Here is a 16295-nt window from a genome sequence, read left to right as displayed (position 1 = left end):
CGGTGTCGGGGGCGGCGCATAAGCTGGTTGGATGACGAGGCCGCCCCGTGGGCCCGGGAGTGGCGCCACAGCACCGTGAAGCGTGCGGAACAGCGGATCGAAGAGGGGCGGGACCCAGAGTGAGTGCGTCAGGCATGGGGGCGGCCGATGGGGTATCCCCTGCTCATGGGGGTCCCCCCGCTCAAGCGCAGCCGAGAGCGGGGGAGGGGCCGAGAGCTCCGGGAGCGGTCGAGCACACACTTCGTCAAGTGACCCCCGGGCGCCTCGACACGTACGAGGCACTGCTGGGGTCCCTGGCGGAGGGCCAGGTCTGGATGCTGCTCTGGCACGGAACGGCGGGCTCCCCCGACGCCCAGTACGGCAACATGGAGGTCGCCGGCCTGGGCTACGCCCCCTGCGTGACCTCCGCCCAGGAGCTCTCGGCCAGCGGCTGGAACAGGGCCCACGAGGTGACCACCGGCCGTGACATCGCCCGCTCCCTCTTCCCCGACCGCTGGGGCATCTGGCTCAACCCGCACGCCCCCGGCGGCGGCGTCGGCATCCCCTGGCTGGACCTGCGCCGCATCGCCACAGGCCTCGACCGGATGCCCGCGGGGCCGCTGCGGCTGAGCGAACCCGCCGTCGAGATCCCGCAGTTCTACGCCCTGCTGTCGCAGAACGCCCACCGCACCCCCGCCGTCCGCGCCCTGCGCCGCGCCTGGGTGCAGCCCGCGCTCGGCGCCCCGTACCTCGCGATCGGGCTCGACCTCTACGACAGCGGACGGCCGTCCGTCGACGCGGTCCGCGCGATGATGCAGCAGTCGATCGGCGTCGTTCCCGACGGACTGCCCGTCTCCACCGTCTCGCTGTCCGACGAGTACGACCCCGTCGCGATGTGGCTGAAGGCCAACTCCCGGCCGTTCTACGACCGTGAGGCGCACGCCCAGGCACCCCCCGCACCCGGTTACGGCTATCCGCCGGCCACCGGCACCGCGCCGCACGTCTACTGAGGACGCGTCAGCGGTCTGGGCCGCCGAGGGTAGTTGATGACTGGTTCGGGGCAGTTGGCCGCCTTGTCCGTTATCGCGGATTAGTGACCGAGAGGTCCGCTCACCAAGCACGGCTGTCCGGATAACGGAAGCCCCTTGGCAGCATCACGTTTATGCAAACATTCCCCGTCAGGTCTGGCGGGTGATCGCAAAGTGGTTGAAGACTCCTGGCAGCAGGTGGTCCATGCCCGGAGCAGCCCTCGTTCAAACAGGGTTACTTCGGCCGCACATCACCACTTGTGTCACATTTCGTAAGAGCCGCTACAGCGGCGGTTCACAGGCCGGCCACCGTCGGCCGAGAGGGGTCTCCAACGCAATGACGGCACCGATCGAGACCACCCGGGCGGACGCACAGCCCGAGACGGTGCTGGAAGGCGCCGGACGTAAGGAGATCGAAGGCCGTTCGCTCGGCCGCATCGCCTGGACGCGCTTCAAGCGGGACAAGGCCGCGATGGCCGGTGGCATCGTTGTCGTGCTGCTGATCCTCACCGCGATGCTGTCCAAGCCGCTGCAGTCGCTCCTCGGACTCGACCCCAACGCGTTCAACCAGAGCCTGGTCGACCCCGTCATGCTGGCCCCCAAGGGTGCCCTCGGCGGTATCAGCTGGGACCACCCCCTCGGAGTCGAACCGCAGACCGGGCGCGACATCCTGGCGCGCATCCTCGAAGGCTCCTGGGTCTCCCTCGTGGTGGCCGTCGGCTCCACGCTGCTCTCCGTCGTCATCGGCGTCGTCATGGGCGTCGTGGCCGGGTTCTACGGCGGCTGGGTGGACAGCTTCATCAGCCGGCTGATGGACACGTTCCTCGCCTTCCCGCTGCTCCTCTTCGCGATCTCCATCTCCGCCTCCCTGCAGGGCAACGCCTTCGGGCTGGAAGGGCTGACGCTGCGGATCGCGGTCCTGATCTTCGTGATCGGCTTCTTCAGCTGGCCCTACATCGGCCGCATCGTCCGCGCGCAGACCCTGTCGCTGCGCGAGCGCGAGTTCGTCGAGGCCGCCAGGTCACTGGGCGCACGCGGCCCGTTCATCCTCTTCCGCGAGCTGCTGCCGAACCTGATCGCGCCGATCCTCGTGTACGCGACGCTGCTGATCCCCACGAACATCCTCTTCGAGGCATCCCTTTCCTTCCTCGGCGTCGGCATCGCACCGCCGCAGGCGTCCTGGGGCGGCATGCTCACGCAGGCGGTCGACCTCTACGAGGTGGACCCGATGTTCATGGTCATCCCCGGCATGGCGATCTTCATCACCGTGCTGGCCTTCAATCTGCTGGGGGACGGGCTGCGTGACGCACTCGACCCTCGTGGCAAGTAATCGCGGCAGTGCCGCACCGGACTAGCGAGGGGGCTTTCCTCAGCATGCAGAACAGAAAGACAGCAGCGGCCATAGCCGTGGCCGTAGCGGTTTCGCTCGGCGCATCGGCCTGCAGCGGCAGCGACTCGGACGGTGACGGCAACGGCGGTGGGGGCAACGTCAAGGCCGACGCGGGTCTGACGAGCATCGTCAACGCGACCGACAAGAAGGGGGGAACGGTCACCCTGGAGCACGCGAGTGGCCCGGACTCCCTCGACCCCGGCAACACGTACTACGGCTGGGTGCAGAACTTCTCCCGCCTGTACGGCCGTTCGCTGGTGACCTTCAAGCCGGCCGCCGGCAAGGAGAGCCTGCAGGTCGTCCCCGACCTCGCCACCGGCCTCGGCAAGGCCAGCGACGACGCCAAGACCTGGACTTACACGCTCCGCAAGGGCGTGAAGTACGAGGACGGCACCGAGGTCACCTCGAAGGACGTCAAGTACGCCGTCGAGCGCTCCAACTTCGCGCCGGAGGCCCTGTCCAACGGCCCGACGTACTTCAAGGCGTACCTCGAGGGCGGCGACAAGTACAAGGGTCCGTACAAGGACAAGTCGGGCGAGGGCCTCAAGTCCATCGAGACGCCGGACGACTACACGATCGTCTTCAAGCTCAACAAGCCGTTCGCGGACATGGACTACCTCGCCGCCTTCTCGCAGACCGCTCCGGTCCCGCAGAAGGCCGACACGGGCGCCAGCTACGTCCAGAAGATGGTCTCCTCGGGCCCGTACAAGTTCTCGGCGTACGACGAGAGCAAGGGCGCGACGCTGGTCCGCAACCCGGAGTGGGACCCGAAGACGGACCCGATCCGCAAGGCGCTGGCCGACAAGGTCGAGCTCAAGTTCAACGTCAACGCCACGACGATCGACGACCACCTGCTCAACGACGCCATCACCGTGGGCGCCGAGGGCACGGGTCTGCAGTCCAAGACCCAGCCCAAGGTCCTGGTCAAGGCCTCGGAGAAGGCGAAGACGGACAACCCGTACGCCGGCGCCCTGCAGTACCTGGCGCTGAACGTCAACGTGAAGCCGTTCGACAACGTCGAGTGCCGCAAGGCCGTCCAGTACGCGGTCGACAAGCAGAGCATGGTCGACTCGATCGGCGGCTCGGTCAAGGGCGACCCGGCCACCACGGTCATCCCGCCGACCGTCGCCGGGTACAAGAAGTTCGACCTGTACCCGTCCGAGGGCAACAAGGGTGACGTCGCCAAGGCGAAGGAGCACCTGACCAAGTGCGGTCAGCCCAAGGGCTTCAAGACCACGCTGACGGCGCGCTCCGACCGTCCTGACGAGATCACCGCCGCGACGCAGCTCCAGGGCAGCCTGAAGGCGATCGGCGTCACCGCCGAGATCAAGCAGTTCCCGGCGGACAAGTACTTCACGGACTTCGCGGGTGTCCCGGACTGGGTCCACAAGAACAACGCGGGCATGATGATGATGGCCTGGGGCGCCGACTGGCCGACCGGCTTCGGCTTCCTCGACCAGATCGTGAACGGATCGGCCATCAAGCCGTCCGGTGGCACGAACCTGATGGAGCTCAACGACAAGGCGATCAACGACCTCCTCGTCAAGGGCATCGGGACCGTCGACACCACGGCGCGCAACGCGACGTGGGGCGAGGTCGACCAGAAGGTCATGGAGAACGCCTCGGTCGTTCCGCTCTTCTACCGCAAGAACCTGCTCTACCGCCCGGATTCCGCGGCGAACGTCACGGTCACGGACGCGTACCTCGGCATGTACGACTACGTGCTGATGACGTCCGCCAAGTAACACCTGTTCATCGACAGCATCCCCTGAAAGGCAGGTGAAGGCGCCGGGCCGGCGGGCGTACCCCGTCCGCCCGCCCGGCGCCGCACGGCTGTGGCTGCGTACATCATTCGACGCGTATTCGCCGCGGTGTTGCTGCTGCTGGTGGTCAGCGCAGTCACATTCGCGATCTTCTTCCTGGTGCCCCGTCTCGGCGGTCAGACCCTCGACTCGATGGCCGCCCAGTACGTCGGGAAGAGCCCCGACCCCGACGTCATCGCCGCGGTCAAGAAGAACCTGGGGCTCGACCAGCCCCTCTACCTGCAGTACTGGAACTTCGTCAAGGGCATCGTCGTCGGCGCCGACTACCAGTTCGGTCCCGACCCGGTCACCTGCAACGCCCCGTGCTTCGGCTACTCCTTCAAGACCCACACCGAGATCTGGCCCCAGATCGTCGACCGTGTCCCGGTCACGCTGTCGCTGGCCGTCGGTGCCGCGGTCATCTGGGTCGTCTCCGGTGTCGCGATCGGTGTCGTCTCCGCGCTCAAGCGGGGATCGGTCTTCGACCGCATGTCCATGGGCGTCGCCCTCGCCGGTGTCTCGCTGCCGATGTTCTTCACCGGTCTCGTCGTGCTGGCGCTGTTCGGCAACGGGGAGTACGTACCCTTCGCCGACAGTCCCGTCGAGTGGGCCGGCAGTCTGGTCCTGCCCTGGTGCACACTCGCCCTCCTCTACTCCGCGCTCTACGCCCGGCTCACCCGGGCGGGGATGCTGGAGACGATGGGCGAGGACTACATCAGAACCGCGCGGGCCAAGGGCCTCAAGGAACGCAAGGTGGTCGTCAAGCACGGCCTGCGCTCCGCGCTCACGCCGCTCGTCACCATCTTCGGCATGGACTTCGCGCTGCTGCTCGGTGGTGCGGTCATCACCGAGCGGGTCTTCTCCTTCCAGGGGCTGGGTGCCTTCGCCATCCAGGGCGTCACCACCGCCGACCTGCCCAAGGTGATGGGCGTGACCCTGGTCGCCGCCTTCTTCATCGTCATCTGCAACCTGCTGGTGGACCTCGTGTACGCCGCGATCGACCCCCGGGTGAGGCTCTCATGAGCGACGCAATCAAGAAGGACTCCCCGGCGGCGGACACCGTTCCGGCGCAGAGGGCCGGCGACGACAAGGAATTCCTGTCCGTACGCAACCTCAGCGTGCACTTCGACACCGACGACGGTCTGGTCAAGTCCGTCGACGGCGTCAGCTTCGACCTGAAGGCCGGTCAGACCCTCGGCATCGTCGGTGAGTCCGGCTCCGGCAAGTCTGTGACCTCCCTCGGGATCATGGGGCTCCACACCTCGGAGCGTGCCCGGATCGGCGGCGAGATCTGGCTCGACGGCGAGGAGCTCATCGGCGCCGGGCCCGAGCGTGTGCGCAGGCTCCGCGGCCAGAAGATGGCCATGATCTTCCAGGACCCGCTGTCCGCCCTGCACCCGTACTACAGCATCGGCGCGCAGATCGTGGAGGCCCACCGGGTCCACAACAAGGTCGACAAGAAGGCCGCGAAGAAGCGCGCCATCGAAATGCTCGACCGCGTGGGCATCCCCGAGCCGCACCGGCGGTACGAGGACTACCCGCACCAGTTCTCCGGCGGTATGCGCCAGCGCGCGATGATCGCGATGGCCCTGGTCAACAACCCGCAGCTGCTCATCGCCGACGAGCCGACGACCGCCCTCGACGTCACCGTCCAGGCGCAGATCCTCGACCTGATCCGCGACCTGCAGAAGGAGTTCGGCTCCGCGGTCGTCATGATCACCCACGACCTCGGCGTCGTCGCCGAGATCGCGGACAACCTGCTCGTGATGTACGCGGGACGCTGCATCGAGCGCGGCAGCTCCGAGAAGGTGTTCTACGAGCCCCAGCACCCCTACACGTGGGGCCTGCTCGGCTCGATGCCGCGCATCGACCGCGAGCAGACCGAGCGGCTGATCCCGGTCAAGGGCTCGCCGCCCAGCCTCATCAACGTCCCGTCGGGCTGCGCCTTCCACCCGCGCTGCCCGTACGCCGACGTCCCGCCGGACAACATCACCCGCACCGAGCGTCCGGAGCTGCAGCAGGTCAGCGACGGGCACTACTCCGCGTGCCACATGTCGCGTGAGCAGCGCGACCGTATCTGGACCGAAGAGATTGCGCCGAAGCTGTGACTGATCCGAACAAGAAGACTCCCGTGTCTTCCGAGGCCAGGCCCGACGGGTCCGAGCCGCTCCTCAAGGTCGACGGCCTCGTCAAGCACTTCCCGATCACCAAGGGCGTGCTGAAGCGCAAGGTCGGCGCGGTCCAGGCCGTGGACGGGCTCACCTTCGACGTACGCCCGGGCGAGACCCTGGGTGTCGTCGGCGAGTCGGGCTGCGGCAAGTCGACCATGGGCCGGCTGGTGACCCGTCTGCTGGAGCCGACCGGTGGCAAGGTCGAGTTCCAGGGCCGCGACATCACCCACATGTCGGCCGGGAAGCTGCGCCCGATGCGCCGCGACATCCAGATGATCTTCCAGGACCCGTACGGCTCGCTGAACCCGCGCCACACGGTCGGCGGCATCGTCGGCACCCCCTTCCGGCTCCAGGGCGTCAAGCCCGAGGGCGGCGTGAAGGCGGAGGTCCAGCGGCTCCTGGAGCTGGTGGGGCTCAACCCCGAGCACTACAACCGCTACCCGCACGAGTTCTCGGGCGGCCAGCGCCAGCGCATCGGCATCGCGCGGGCGCTCGCCCTGAAGCCGAAGCTGGTCGTCGCGGACGAGCCGGTCTCGGCGCTGGACGTGTCGATCCAGGCGCAGGTCGTGAACCTGCTGGACGACCTCCAGGACGAGCTCGGGCTCACGTACATGATCATCGCGCACGACCTGTCGGTCATCCGCCACGTCTCGGACCGGATCGCGGTCATGTACCTCGGCAAGATCGTGGAGCTCGCGGACCGTACGTCGCTGTACGAGGCGCCGATGCACCCGTACACCACGGCGCTCATGTCGGCGGTCCCGGTCCCGGACCCGCGCAGGCGCGGAGCCAAGAGCGACCGCATCCTGCTCAAGGGCGACGTGCCGTCGCCGATCTCACCGCCGTCCGGCTGCCGCTTCCACACCCGGTGCTGGAAGGCCACGCAGGTCTGCAAGACGACCGAGCCGCCGCTGCTCCAGCTGAAGACCGGGCACCAGGTGGCGTGCCACCACCCGGAGAACGGCGAGGACCAGGCACCGGGGGACGCGCCGCTCGTCGCGGACGTCATCACCGTGAAGCCGGCGGTCGCGGCGGAGCCGGCCGTGGCGGAAGAGCCGGCCGTGGTGGCGGAGGCGGAAGAGCCCGAGGCGGAAACGCCTCTGGCGGAGACGGACGAGTCGGAGAAGGCGGAGTCAAAGAAGGCGGAGGCGAGCGCACCGGCCGAGGCCGAGGCCGAGGACGCATCGTCCGTCGAGCCCGACGCACCGTCGGTCGAGCCCGACGCACCGTCGGTCGAGCCCGACGCACCGTCGGTCGAGCCCGACGCACCGTCGGTCGAGCCCGCCGCGTCGGTCGAGCCCGCCGCGTCGGACGAGCCCGCCGCGTCGGAGGTACCCGCGAATCCCGAGAAGCCCGCCGAGCCCGCCGCGTCGAAGGGCCCGGAGAAGTCCGCCGAGCCTGACGCCGAGCCCGACGCCGCTCCGTCCACCGATGCGGAGGACGACCCGAAGAAGTAGTGCGGGCACAATTGCCCGGTGCTCAACGAACTCTTCACCCCCTCCGTCCAGCATGCGCTCGACATCGTCGGAATCTTCGTCTTCGCGATCTCGGGAGCCCTGCTCGCCGTACGCAAGAACTTCGATGTCTTCGGCATCGCGGTCCTCGCCGAGGTGACAGCGCTGGGCGGAGGGATCTTCCGTGACGTGATGATCGGTGCCATCCCCCCGGCTGCCTTCACGGACCTCGGCTACTTCCTGACTCCGCTGATCGCCGCCGGTCTGGTGTTCTTCCTGCATCCGCACGTCGAACGCATCCAGGTCGGCGTCAACGTCTTCGACGCGGCGGGACTGGGGCTCTTCTGCGTGGCCGGCACGGTCAAGGCGTACGAGTACGGACTCGGTCTCACCTCGTCCGCCGCCCTCGGACTGGCCACCGCGGTCGGCGGCGGTGTGCTGCGTGACGTCCTGGCCAACGAGGTGCCCTCGCTGCTGCGCTGGGACCGCGACCTGTACGCCGTCCCCGCGATCGTCGGCGCGGTCATGGTGGTCCTCTGCATCCGGTTCGAGACGCTCAACGCGTACACCAGCGGTGCCGCCGCGCTCGCCGCGTTCGTCCTGCGGCTGCTCGCCATGCGCTACCACTGGAGGGCGCCGCGCGCCTGGAACCGGCGCTCGGCCAGTGCCGAGGAGAACCCGGCCGTCATTTGACGGCAACAAAAAGCTACCGCTCAGTAATACGATCGGTGTACCGTGCATGCCATGGCACAGGCAGCAGCGCAGGAGTCGCGCCCGGTACAGGCGACCATCGGTGACAGCGAGTTCGACCGCGACACCGCCGTCACGCTCCGGGAGGAGGGCGTCTACGACGCCGAGCTCTCCGCGGGCTGGACGATCATCCACGCGGTCAACGGTGGCTACCTGCTCGCCATGCTGGGCCGCGCGCTCGGCGAGGCACTGCCGCACCCCGACCCGTTCTCGGTCTCCGCGCACTACCTCACCGCCTCGGTCCCCGGCCCAGCCGTGATCCGTACGCAGGTGGTCCGCACCGGCCGCACGCTCTCCACCGGCGAGGCCTCGCTCTTCCAGTTCGCGGAGGACGGCACGGAGATCGAGCGCATCCGGGTGCTGGCCACCTACGGCGACCTGGACGGCCTCAGCGAGGAGATCCGCACGTCGGCCGAGCCCCCGGCGATCCCACCCCTGGAACAGTGCCTCGGAACGAGCGACGGCGCGTCGGTGATCCCCGGCAGCTCCGCCATCACCGAACGGCTGGACATCAAGCTCGACCCGGCGACCGTCGGCTGGGCCGTCGGCGCACCGTCGGGCAAGGGTGAGATGCGGGGCTGGTTCGGTCTGGCGGACGGCCGCGACGCCGATCCGCTCTCGCTGCTCCTCACCGTGGACGCCCTGCCTCCCACCTCCTTCGAACTCGGGCTGAAGGGCTGGACGCCCACCGTCGAGCTCACCGCCCACATCCGCTGCCGGCCGGCCCCGGGGCCGCTCCGTGTCTCCATCACCACCCGCAATCTCGCGGGCGGCTTCCTGGAGGAGGACGCGGACGTGTGGGACAGCGCCGGCCGCCTCGTCGCACAGTCCCGCCAGCTGGCCCGCGCACCCCGCGGCTGACCCCGCGCCACGACGGTGCGGTGAGGTCCGACCGGCTGCGGGAATCGGCGGGGGAGCGGCCGCCGGCCGAACTCGCCGTGCCGGAGCTCACGCGGGCGCGGTCCCTGCTCTCCTTCGGCCCGAACCCCGAGGTGCTGTCGCCGCCGGAAGCGCGACGCGTGCTCGCCGAGGCCGCGGCGGCCGTCACACGGCTGTACGCAGGAAACGGGTGAGGGCGGCGGTGAGCTCGGCGGGCGCGTCCTCCTGGACGAGGTGCCCCGCCCCCTCGATCAGCCGGAGGCCGGCGCCTGGGACGAGTCCGGCCAGCTCATGGCCGCGGGCGACCGGGATCCAGGTGTCCTCCGTGCCCCAGCAGATCAGTACGGGCAGATCCAGCTCGCCGTAGCGGTGCTGGATCTCGTCGGTGAAGCGCTGGTCGTTCTGGGTGATCTGCCGGTAGAACGCGGGTTGCCCGGCCTCGGTGCACCAGGGGGCGACGAGCCTGTCCAGCACCGTGGGGTGCAGCCCCTGATGGCTCGCCGAGCTCACGTACTCGGTCACCAGCGCCCGGTGCAGCTCCGGGGACAGCGCGCCGAAGACCTCGGCCCGTCCGCCGAGCAGCCGGTAGGCGGGCGAGCCCCACGGGGCCAGAGCCACCGGGTCGACCAGGGCCAGACGCCCGTAGCGGGCCCCGTGCAGGAGATGGGCGCGCAGGGAGACGCAGCCGCCGAAGTCATGGGCGACCACCGACGGTCCTTCGAGCCCCCAGTGGTCGAGGAGTTCGGTGAGCACCCGGGCCTGGGCGCCCAGCGACACGTCCTGCCCGGCGTACTGCGCGGAGGCACCGTATCCCGGCAGGTCCCACACGTGGACGCGGTGGTCCTGGGCGAGCCCCCGCGCGATGCCCCGCCAGACGTACGAGGAGAAGGGCGTGCCGTGGACGAGGACGACGGGAGGGGCCTGTCCGGGACCGAGGGCGGTCCAGCGCACCTCGCCCGAGGAGCTGGTGAAGGTCCGGTCGAGTGTCCAGTCGCTCATGAAGCCGACCCTACGGCGTGTCCAGCCAGTGGACCCGGCCCAGCGTGACCAGGCGGAGCCGGCGCCGCGCCACCCGGACGACCTCCCGCTCGCCCTCCGGTCCGGCGTCCAGCAGTGCCGACGCCGTGAGCACCATGTGGTCGACGTACAGCCCGCCCAGCATCAGCAGGTCCTCCCGGTCCCAGCCCGCCGACTCGGTCTCCGCACCCAGGACTTCGGCGACCTCGTCGGCGAAACCGCGCAGCTGGGCGGCGATGGCTTCGCGCACCCGCCCGACGCCGCCGTGCTGCTCGCGGGCGATGAAGCGGAAGTGGGCCGGCTGTGCCGTGACATGACGGGCTATCAGTTCGACGCTGCGGTCGAGCCGTTCCTCGCTGTCCCCGGTGTCGGCGAGGATCGCGCCGATCATGCCGTGCAGGCTCCCCAGGGTCTCCTCGACCAGGGCGACGCCCAACGCCGCCGTGTCGTCGAAGTGGCGGTAGAAGGCGGTCGGGGTCACGCCGACGGCCCGCGTCACCTCGCGCAGGCCCAGGCTGCTCAGGCTCTGGTGCTCCAGCAGCTCCAACGACGCGTCGAGCAGTGCCTGACGTGTCTTCAGCTTCTGGGCCTGGCGGATGCCGATGGTGTGACTCATGCCATTCAGTAAACAACCGTTCTCCGAGTCCTGGAAGGGCGGGAGGGTCTAGACTTCTAATTCAGTGAACAGTCGTACTCTCAAAGCTCGCAGAAAGGCCGGACATGATCGTCCTCGTCGCCGCCCTGCTCCTGCTGGGGGTTGTCCTCGGAGCGGTCGCGCACCTTCCGCTCCCCGTGGCACTGACCGCCGCGGCCGTGATCGGTCTCTGGCTGGCGGTCTTCGGCGTCCGTGAACGCCTCGCCCGCCGCACCCGCTGACGCGAAGGAGCCCCACCCCATGGCACTCACCACCGCACGCACCGCGCCGCGCGCCACCCGTCCCGCCGACGCGCCCTCCGCCGACAGCCGTCCGGCCGGGACCCGTCCCGCCGGTCGCGAGGCCGACGGGCTCGCCGTCGCCTCGTTCGTCCTCGGGCTGCTCGGTCTCCTGGTGATGAACATCCTGCTCGGGCCGGTCGCCGTCGTGATGGCGGTCATCGCGCTCGCCCGCTCCACCACCCGCCGTGGCCGTGCCCTGCTCGGACTGGCACTCGGCGTCGCCGACCTGGTGGTCCTCGCCGTCCTGGTCACGGTCAACGGCACCGTCTCCTGGGGCCTCGCCGGCTGATCGCCCGCCCCCGGAGCGGCACCCCACGCGGCCCCGCCGGCTGATCCCGCCGCCCCGGCGTGCTTCTACGCCCGGACCGACCGCCAGATCCGCTCCGGCAGGAGGCGTGCGGCCTCGTCGAGATCGACGTCGTCGATGCCCGACAGCGACCGACGGGCGACGGCGACGACAGGGCCCATGATCAAGGACTCGATCAGCGGCAGGGGGAGCGGGGCCAGTTCCCCGGAATCCACGCCCTGCCGGACCCAGAGAGCCACTTCGGAGACCCTTGCCTCCTGGGCGTCGCGGAACTCCCTGCCCCGCGCCATGCTCTTGCGGTCGGCGAGCGGGGAATGCAGGAGCAGGGCGGGCCCCTGGTGTTCCCGTACGAAGGCCAGGTAGGCCTCCACGGCACCGGCGATGCCCGCACGCACGGTGCCGGCCTCCCGCAGGGCCGTGGTCAGTTCGCCCAGCAGCCGGTCGAGCCAGCGGTGACTGAGGGTGCCTATCAGGCCGTCGAGGCTGCCGAAGTGGTGGTAGAGGCTGCCCAGGCTGACACCGCTGGTCCGTACGACCGCGCTGACCGTGAGGCCCTGCTCGCCCGACTCGACGAACACGCGCAGCGCCGCGTCCAGGAGCAGATCGGAAGTGACTTCGCCGCGGTGCTGCTTGGGGCTCATCGGGTGGCCGTTCCTGTGGTTCGTGAGGCGGGTCTCTTCCGCGGTGAATTTCTGGAGTGTTTTTCTAGAAAATGCCTCCACTCCCAGTATCCACTGGTCAGACTTCCTCCGGTACGGAAAAGGTGTGTCACGGGGAGTCGGTGTGGGCGTGTTGGACCTGACGGGCAGTGGAGCCAAGCCGCTGGGAGCCGACGATCCACGGCAGATCGGCGGGATCCCGCTCGCGGGCCGGCTCGGCTCCGGCGGCATGGGGCGCGTGTACCTCGGCGTCCACGAAGGCCGGTACGTCGCCGTCAAGCAGGTGCTGCCCTCGATCGCGGGTGAGGACCAGGACTTCGTCCGCCGGTTCGGACACGAGCTGGACAACCTCGCCAAGCTGCCCGCGGAGGCCACCGCCCCGCTGATCGCCAGCGACCGTGACGCGCGGCCCCCCTGGCTCGCGACCGCGTACGTCCCCGGGCTCACGCTCAGCGAGGCCCTCGCGCTGCACAAGGGCCCGCTGCCCGCGGAGACCGTGTGGCTCCTGCTGCGGGAGGCCGCCCAGGGCCTGGTCCCGGTGCACGACCTCGGCATGGTGCACCGCGACCTCAAGCCGTCCAACGTCATGCTGACGGTCGAGGGCGCCACGGTCATCGACTTCGGTGTGGCCCGCGCCACCGAGCAGAGCCGGCTGACCAGGAGCGGCATGGTGGTCGGCACCCCGGCGTACATGGCTCCCGAACAGGCCACGACGCAGCGCGACCTGACCGGTGCCGCGGATGTCTTCGCGCTGGGTTCGGTCATCGCCTACGCGGCCTGCGGCAGCCCGCCCTTCGGTGAGGAGTCCGGCCCGGCGGTGCTCTACCGCATCGTGCACGAGAAGCCCGGCCTCGAAGCGGTGAGGTCGCTCGACCCCGCACTCGCCGAGGTCGTCGTCGCCTGCCTCGACAAGGACACCGGGGCCCGTCCCACAGCGTCCGAGCTGGTACGGATCGCCACGGAGCACGGGCCGTCCGCCGCTCCGCTGTGGCCGGAATCCATCAGCGGGAACCTCGCGGAGAAGGCGGCCTTCGCGGCACACGTCCAGGAGATCGAACTGCCGCCGCCCGTCTCCGTGGAGACCCTGGGGCTGGGGCAGAAGGCCCGCCCGGAGCGTGAGCGCCGGCGGCGCACACGCGTGTTCTTCGCCGTCGTGCCGGTGGTCGTGGCCGCGGGCGGCGCGACACTCGCCGTCCAGCTCCTTCCCTTCGTCTCGGCGCCGGACGACCGGAAGGCCGCCGGGCCGTCCGTCTCCGCCACGGCCCCGGCCGTGCCCGGGGCCTCCTCCGCGTCCGCGAGCCCTTCGGGCTCGGCGTCACCGGGGAAGCCGCCGAAGGACAAGGAGAAGGACGGGGGAGGCGAGAAGGGGGATGAGACAGTGGACGGGAGTTCTGCCCCCGCCCCGGCAGGCGGAGACGCGGGCGGCGGTGCCCAGGACGGCTCCGGGGGATCCGGCGCGTCGGGTGGCTCCAGCACCTCGGGTGGCTCCAGCACCTCCGGTGGGTCCAGTGCGTCAGAGGGGTCCAGCTCCGGCGAACCCGTGTCCTCCGGGAACCGCCGCTATCGCAACGCCGAGAACGGCAAGTGTCTCTACGTCGCGTTCAACGGCTACCCGGGCACCGGCGAATGCGGCGGGTCGGGTGCCGTCTGGGGTGTCCGGGCGGCGTCCGGCGGATCCTTCCAGCTCGTTCCCGAGTCGGGCAGGACATGCCTCACCGCGGGCCCCGGGGGGATCCTGCTGCTCTCGTGCAACGAGGACGCGTCACGCCGCTGGCGCGCGGGGGCGGGAGGCGCCCTCGTGAACGTCGGCACGGGGACCTGTCTCAGCATCATGGGCAACGGCGCCCTCAAGCCCAGCAGCTGCTCGGGAGCGGCGTCCCAGCGCTGGACGGCCCTCTGAGGAGCGCTGCCGGCGCTTCGAGGGCGCCCGAGCCGGCCCGTCACGAGCCGGGGCCGGGGGCGCCGGGCGCCGCCCTCGGCACGCCGCGCGCCACGGACTCGTAGAATCGTCACCACCATGGCTTACCTCGACCACGCCGCGACCACCCCGATGCTGCCGGAGGCGATCGCGGCGATGACCGCGCAGCTCGCCGTCACCGGTAACGCGTCCTCCCTGCACGCCGCCGGGCGCCGGGCCCGCCGTACCGTCGAGGAGTCCAGAGAGACCCTCGCCGAATCGCTCGGCGCCCGCCCCAGTGAGGTGGTCCTCACCTCCGGCGGCACCGAGGCCGACAACCTCGCCGTTAAGGGCCTCTACTGGTCCCGGCGCGACGCCGACCCCCGGCGCACCCGGGTCCTGGCCAGCCCCGTCGAGCACCATGCCGTCCTGGACGCCGTGGACTGGCTCGCGGAGCACGAGGGCGCCACCGTCGAATACCTCCCGGTCGACGCCTACGGGCGCGTGCATCCGGAGGCGCTGCGCGAGGCGCTCGTCCGCGACCCGGACGATGTCGCGCTCATTACCGTGATGTGGGCCAACAACGAGATCGGCACCATCATGCCGATACGTGAACTCGCCGATGTCGCGGACGAGTTCGGGGTCCCCATGCACGCCGACGCGGTGCAGGCGTTCGGGCAGCTGGAGGTCGACTTCGCCCGTTCCGGGCTGGCCGCGATGACGGTCAGCGCACACAAGATCGGCGGCCCGGTCGGCATCGGCGCGCTGCTGCTCGGGCGCGACCAGACACCCGTACCCGTCCTGCACGGCGGCGGGCAGGAGCGGCATGTGCGCTCCGGCACGCTCGACGTACCCGCCGTGGCCGCGTTCGCCGTCGCCGGACGGCACGCCGCCGACGGACGCGAGGACTTCGCACGTGAGGTCGGCGCACTCCGGGACGAGCTGGCCGCGGCCGTACTGAAGACCGTCCCCGACGCCCTCCTCGGCGGCGACCCCGCCCCCGGCGGCCGGCTTCCCGCCAACGCCCACTTCACCTTCCCCGGCTGCGAGGGCGACTCCCTCCTGCTGCTGCTCGACGCCCAGGGCATCGCCTGCTCCACGGGATCCGCGTGCACCGCGGGCATCGCCCAGCCCAGCCATGTCCTGCTGGCCACCGGCACCGATCCGGCGCTGGCGCGCGGCACACTGCGCTTCTCGCTCGGTCACACCTCGACCGCGCAGGACGTGGAGGACCTCGCGCGGGCGATCGGGCCCGCCGTCGAGCGGGCGAGGACGGCAGGGCTCAGCTAGCCCGCGCCCCGCCCGTGGAGGCCGCGCGCACCAGCTTCATGTAGCGGGGCCAGTCCCAGTGCGGCCCGGGATCGGTGTGGTCCGTGCCGGGGACCTCGACGTGCCCGATGATGTGCTCACGGTCGACAGGGATCGCGTACCGCTCGCATATCGCCGCCGTCAGCTTCGCGGAGGACGCGTACATCTCCGCCGTGAAGTCCTGCGGGCGGTCCACGAAGCCCTCGTGCTCGATACCGACGCTCCGCTCGTTGAACGAGCGGTTGCCCGCGTGGTACGCGACGTCCAGCTCGCGGATCATCTGGGTCACGCGGCCGTTCTGCCCGACGATGTAGTGCGTCGCCGCCTGGTGTGCCGGGTCCTGGAAGACCTTGACCGCGCTGGCGTAGCTGCCCTGCGTGACATGGACGATCACGCGGTCCACGCCGTAGTCGTCGGGGCGGTCGGCCCGACGCCAGTTCGCTTCGGAGGCCGCGATCCAGCGCGCGGGGGTGTAGTCCAGCTCACCCTCCTTGCGCGGCTTCTCGACACCCGGCACCCGCCACCAGACGCGCCGGATCTCCTCCGCGGCCAGTGCGGCCGTGCCGGCTGCCGCGACGGCCCCTCCGCCGATCAGCAGTGTGCGCCGGCTGATGCCCTGACCGGGGCTTTTGCCCGCTGATCCGGCACTCCCGTTGTTCCCCATGTGCTCCACAACGCTTATCCGAGAGGATTCGGTTCCCGGGGCCCCGTACTCTGG

General features: G+C 70.1%; 17 protein-coding genes. 13 read left to right on the top strand and 4 right to left on the bottom strand.

Going from position 1 to position 16295, the window contains the following annotated elements:
• The first annotated feature begins 134 nt into the window (after positions 1-134).
• The 9 genes from LWJ43_RS09435 (at position 135) to LWJ43_RS09395 (ending at position 9647) form a co-directional block, all read left to right on the top strand.
• Entirely contained in the window at positions 135-989 is an 855-nt protein-coding gene (locus tag LWJ43_RS09435) for an enhanced serine sensitivity protein SseB C-terminal domain-containing protein (protein ID WP_277331838.1), read from the top strand.
• A 355-nt stretch (positions 990-1344) separates the two neighbouring features.
• Entirely contained in the window at positions 1345-2337 is a 993-nt protein-coding gene (locus tag LWJ43_RS09430; RefSeq protein ID WP_277331837.1) for an ABC transporter permease, read from the top strand.
• A 44-nt stretch (positions 2338-2381) separates the two neighbouring features.
• Positions 2382-4142 (top strand): ABC transporter substrate-binding protein, encoded by a 1761-nt coding sequence (locus LWJ43_RS09425; protein WP_277331836.1) that lies wholly within the window; start codon positions 2382-2384, stop codon positions 4140-4142.
• A gap of 90 nt (positions 4143-4232) precedes the next feature.
• Positions 4233-5222 carry an ABC transporter permease gene (locus tag LWJ43_RS09420; protein WP_277331835.1) on the top strand — a complete coding sequence of 330 codons (990 nt, stop codon included), beginning with the start codon at positions 4233-4235 and terminating at the stop codon, positions 5220-5222.
• On the top strand, positions 5219-6307 hold the full coding sequence (locus LWJ43_RS09415; RefSeq protein WP_277331834.1) for an ABC transporter ATP-binding protein: 1089 nt from the start codon (positions 5219-5221) through the stop codon (positions 6305-6307). The genes LWJ43_RS09420 and LWJ43_RS09415 overlap by 4 nt, the downstream gene beginning before the upstream one ends.
• The gene (locus LWJ43_RS09410; protein WP_462100871.1) at positions 6304-7827 is read left to right on the top strand and encodes an ABC transporter ATP-binding protein; all 1524 of its coding nucleotides are present in this window, start codon (positions 6304-6306) and stop codon (positions 7825-7827) included. The genes LWJ43_RS09415 and LWJ43_RS09410 overlap by 4 nt, the downstream gene beginning before the upstream one ends.
• Positions 7828-7845: 18 nt before the next feature.
• Positions 7846-8517 (top strand): trimeric intracellular cation channel family protein, encoded by a 672-nt coding sequence (locus LWJ43_RS09405; protein ID WP_277331832.1) that lies wholly within the window; start codon positions 7846-7848, stop codon positions 8515-8517.
• A 51-nt stretch (positions 8518-8568) separates the two neighbouring features.
• Positions 8569-9435 carry a thioesterase family protein gene (locus LWJ43_RS09400; RefSeq protein ID WP_277331831.1) on the top strand — a complete coding sequence of 289 codons (867 nt, stop codon included), beginning with the start codon at positions 8569-8571 and terminating at the stop codon, positions 9433-9435.
• A gap of 20 nt (positions 9436-9455) precedes the next feature.
• Complete coding sequence (locus LWJ43_RS09395; protein ID WP_462100870.1) at positions 9456-9647, top strand: hypothetical protein; 192 nt, start codon at positions 9456-9458, stop codon at positions 9645-9647.
• Here LWJ43_RS09395 and LWJ43_RS09390 read toward each other — a convergent pair.
• Together LWJ43_RS09390 and LWJ43_RS09385 are read right to left on the bottom strand one after the other, a co-directional pair.
• Positions 9619-10452 (bottom strand): alpha/beta fold hydrolase, encoded by an 834-nt coding sequence (locus LWJ43_RS09390; protein WP_277331830.1) that lies wholly within the window; start codon positions 10450-10452, stop codon positions 9619-9621. The genes LWJ43_RS09395 and LWJ43_RS09390 overlap by 29 nt on opposite strands.
• A gap of 10 nt (positions 10453-10462) precedes the next feature.
• On the bottom strand, positions 10463-11086 hold the full coding sequence (locus LWJ43_RS09385) for a TetR family transcriptional regulator (RefSeq protein WP_277331829.1): 624 nt from the start codon (positions 11084-11086) through the stop codon (positions 10463-10465).
• A 104-nt stretch (positions 11087-11190) separates the two neighbouring features.
• Between LWJ43_RS09385 and LWJ43_RS09380 the strand changes: the two genes are divergently transcribed.
• Positions 11191-11346, top strand: coding sequence for a hypothetical protein (locus LWJ43_RS09380; RefSeq protein ID WP_277331828.1), 156 nt, complete (start codon positions 11191-11193; stop codon positions 11344-11346).
• A gap of 19 nt (positions 11347-11365) precedes the next feature.
• Positions 11366-11695, top strand: coding sequence for a DUF4190 domain-containing protein (locus LWJ43_RS09375; RefSeq protein ID WP_277331827.1), 330 nt, complete (start codon positions 11366-11368; stop codon positions 11693-11695).
• 65 nt (positions 11696-11760) lie between these two features.
• Here LWJ43_RS09375 and LWJ43_RS09370 read toward each other — a convergent pair whose 3' ends face one another.
• Positions 11761-12354: a TetR/AcrR family transcriptional regulator gene (locus tag LWJ43_RS09370; protein ID WP_277331826.1), complete on the bottom strand. Its 594-nt coding sequence runs from the start codon at positions 12352-12354 to the stop codon at positions 11761-11763.
• 148 nt (positions 12355-12502) lie between these two features.
• On the opposite strand from LWJ43_RS09370, the gene LWJ43_RS09365 reads away from it, so the two are divergent.
• Together LWJ43_RS09365 and LWJ43_RS09360 are read left to right on the top strand one after the other, a co-directional pair.
• Complete coding sequence (locus tag LWJ43_RS09365) at positions 12503-14272, top strand: serine/threonine-protein kinase (protein ID WP_277335847.1); 1770 nt, start codon at positions 12503-12505, stop codon at positions 14270-14272.
• Between the two features lie 117 nt (positions 14273-14389).
• Complete coding sequence (locus tag LWJ43_RS09360; protein ID WP_277331825.1) at positions 14390-15559, top strand: cysteine desulfurase family protein; 1170 nt, start codon at positions 14390-14392, stop codon at positions 15557-15559.
• Here LWJ43_RS09360 and LWJ43_RS09355 read toward each other — a convergent pair.
• Positions 15552-16241, bottom strand: a complete 690-nt coding sequence (locus LWJ43_RS09355) for an N-acetylmuramoyl-L-alanine amidase (protein ID WP_277331824.1) — start codon at positions 16239-16241, stop codon at positions 15552-15554. The genes LWJ43_RS09360 and LWJ43_RS09355 overlap by 8 nt on opposite strands.
• Between the last annotated feature and the right edge of the window lie 54 nt (positions 16242-16295).

The organism is Streptomyces sp. JH34 (genome assembly GCF_029428875.1).
Classification (GTDB): domain Bacteria; phylum Actinomycetota; class Actinomycetes; order Streptomycetales; family Streptomycetaceae; genus Streptomyces.
This window is presented reverse-complemented; position numbering and strand designations above follow the sequence as displayed.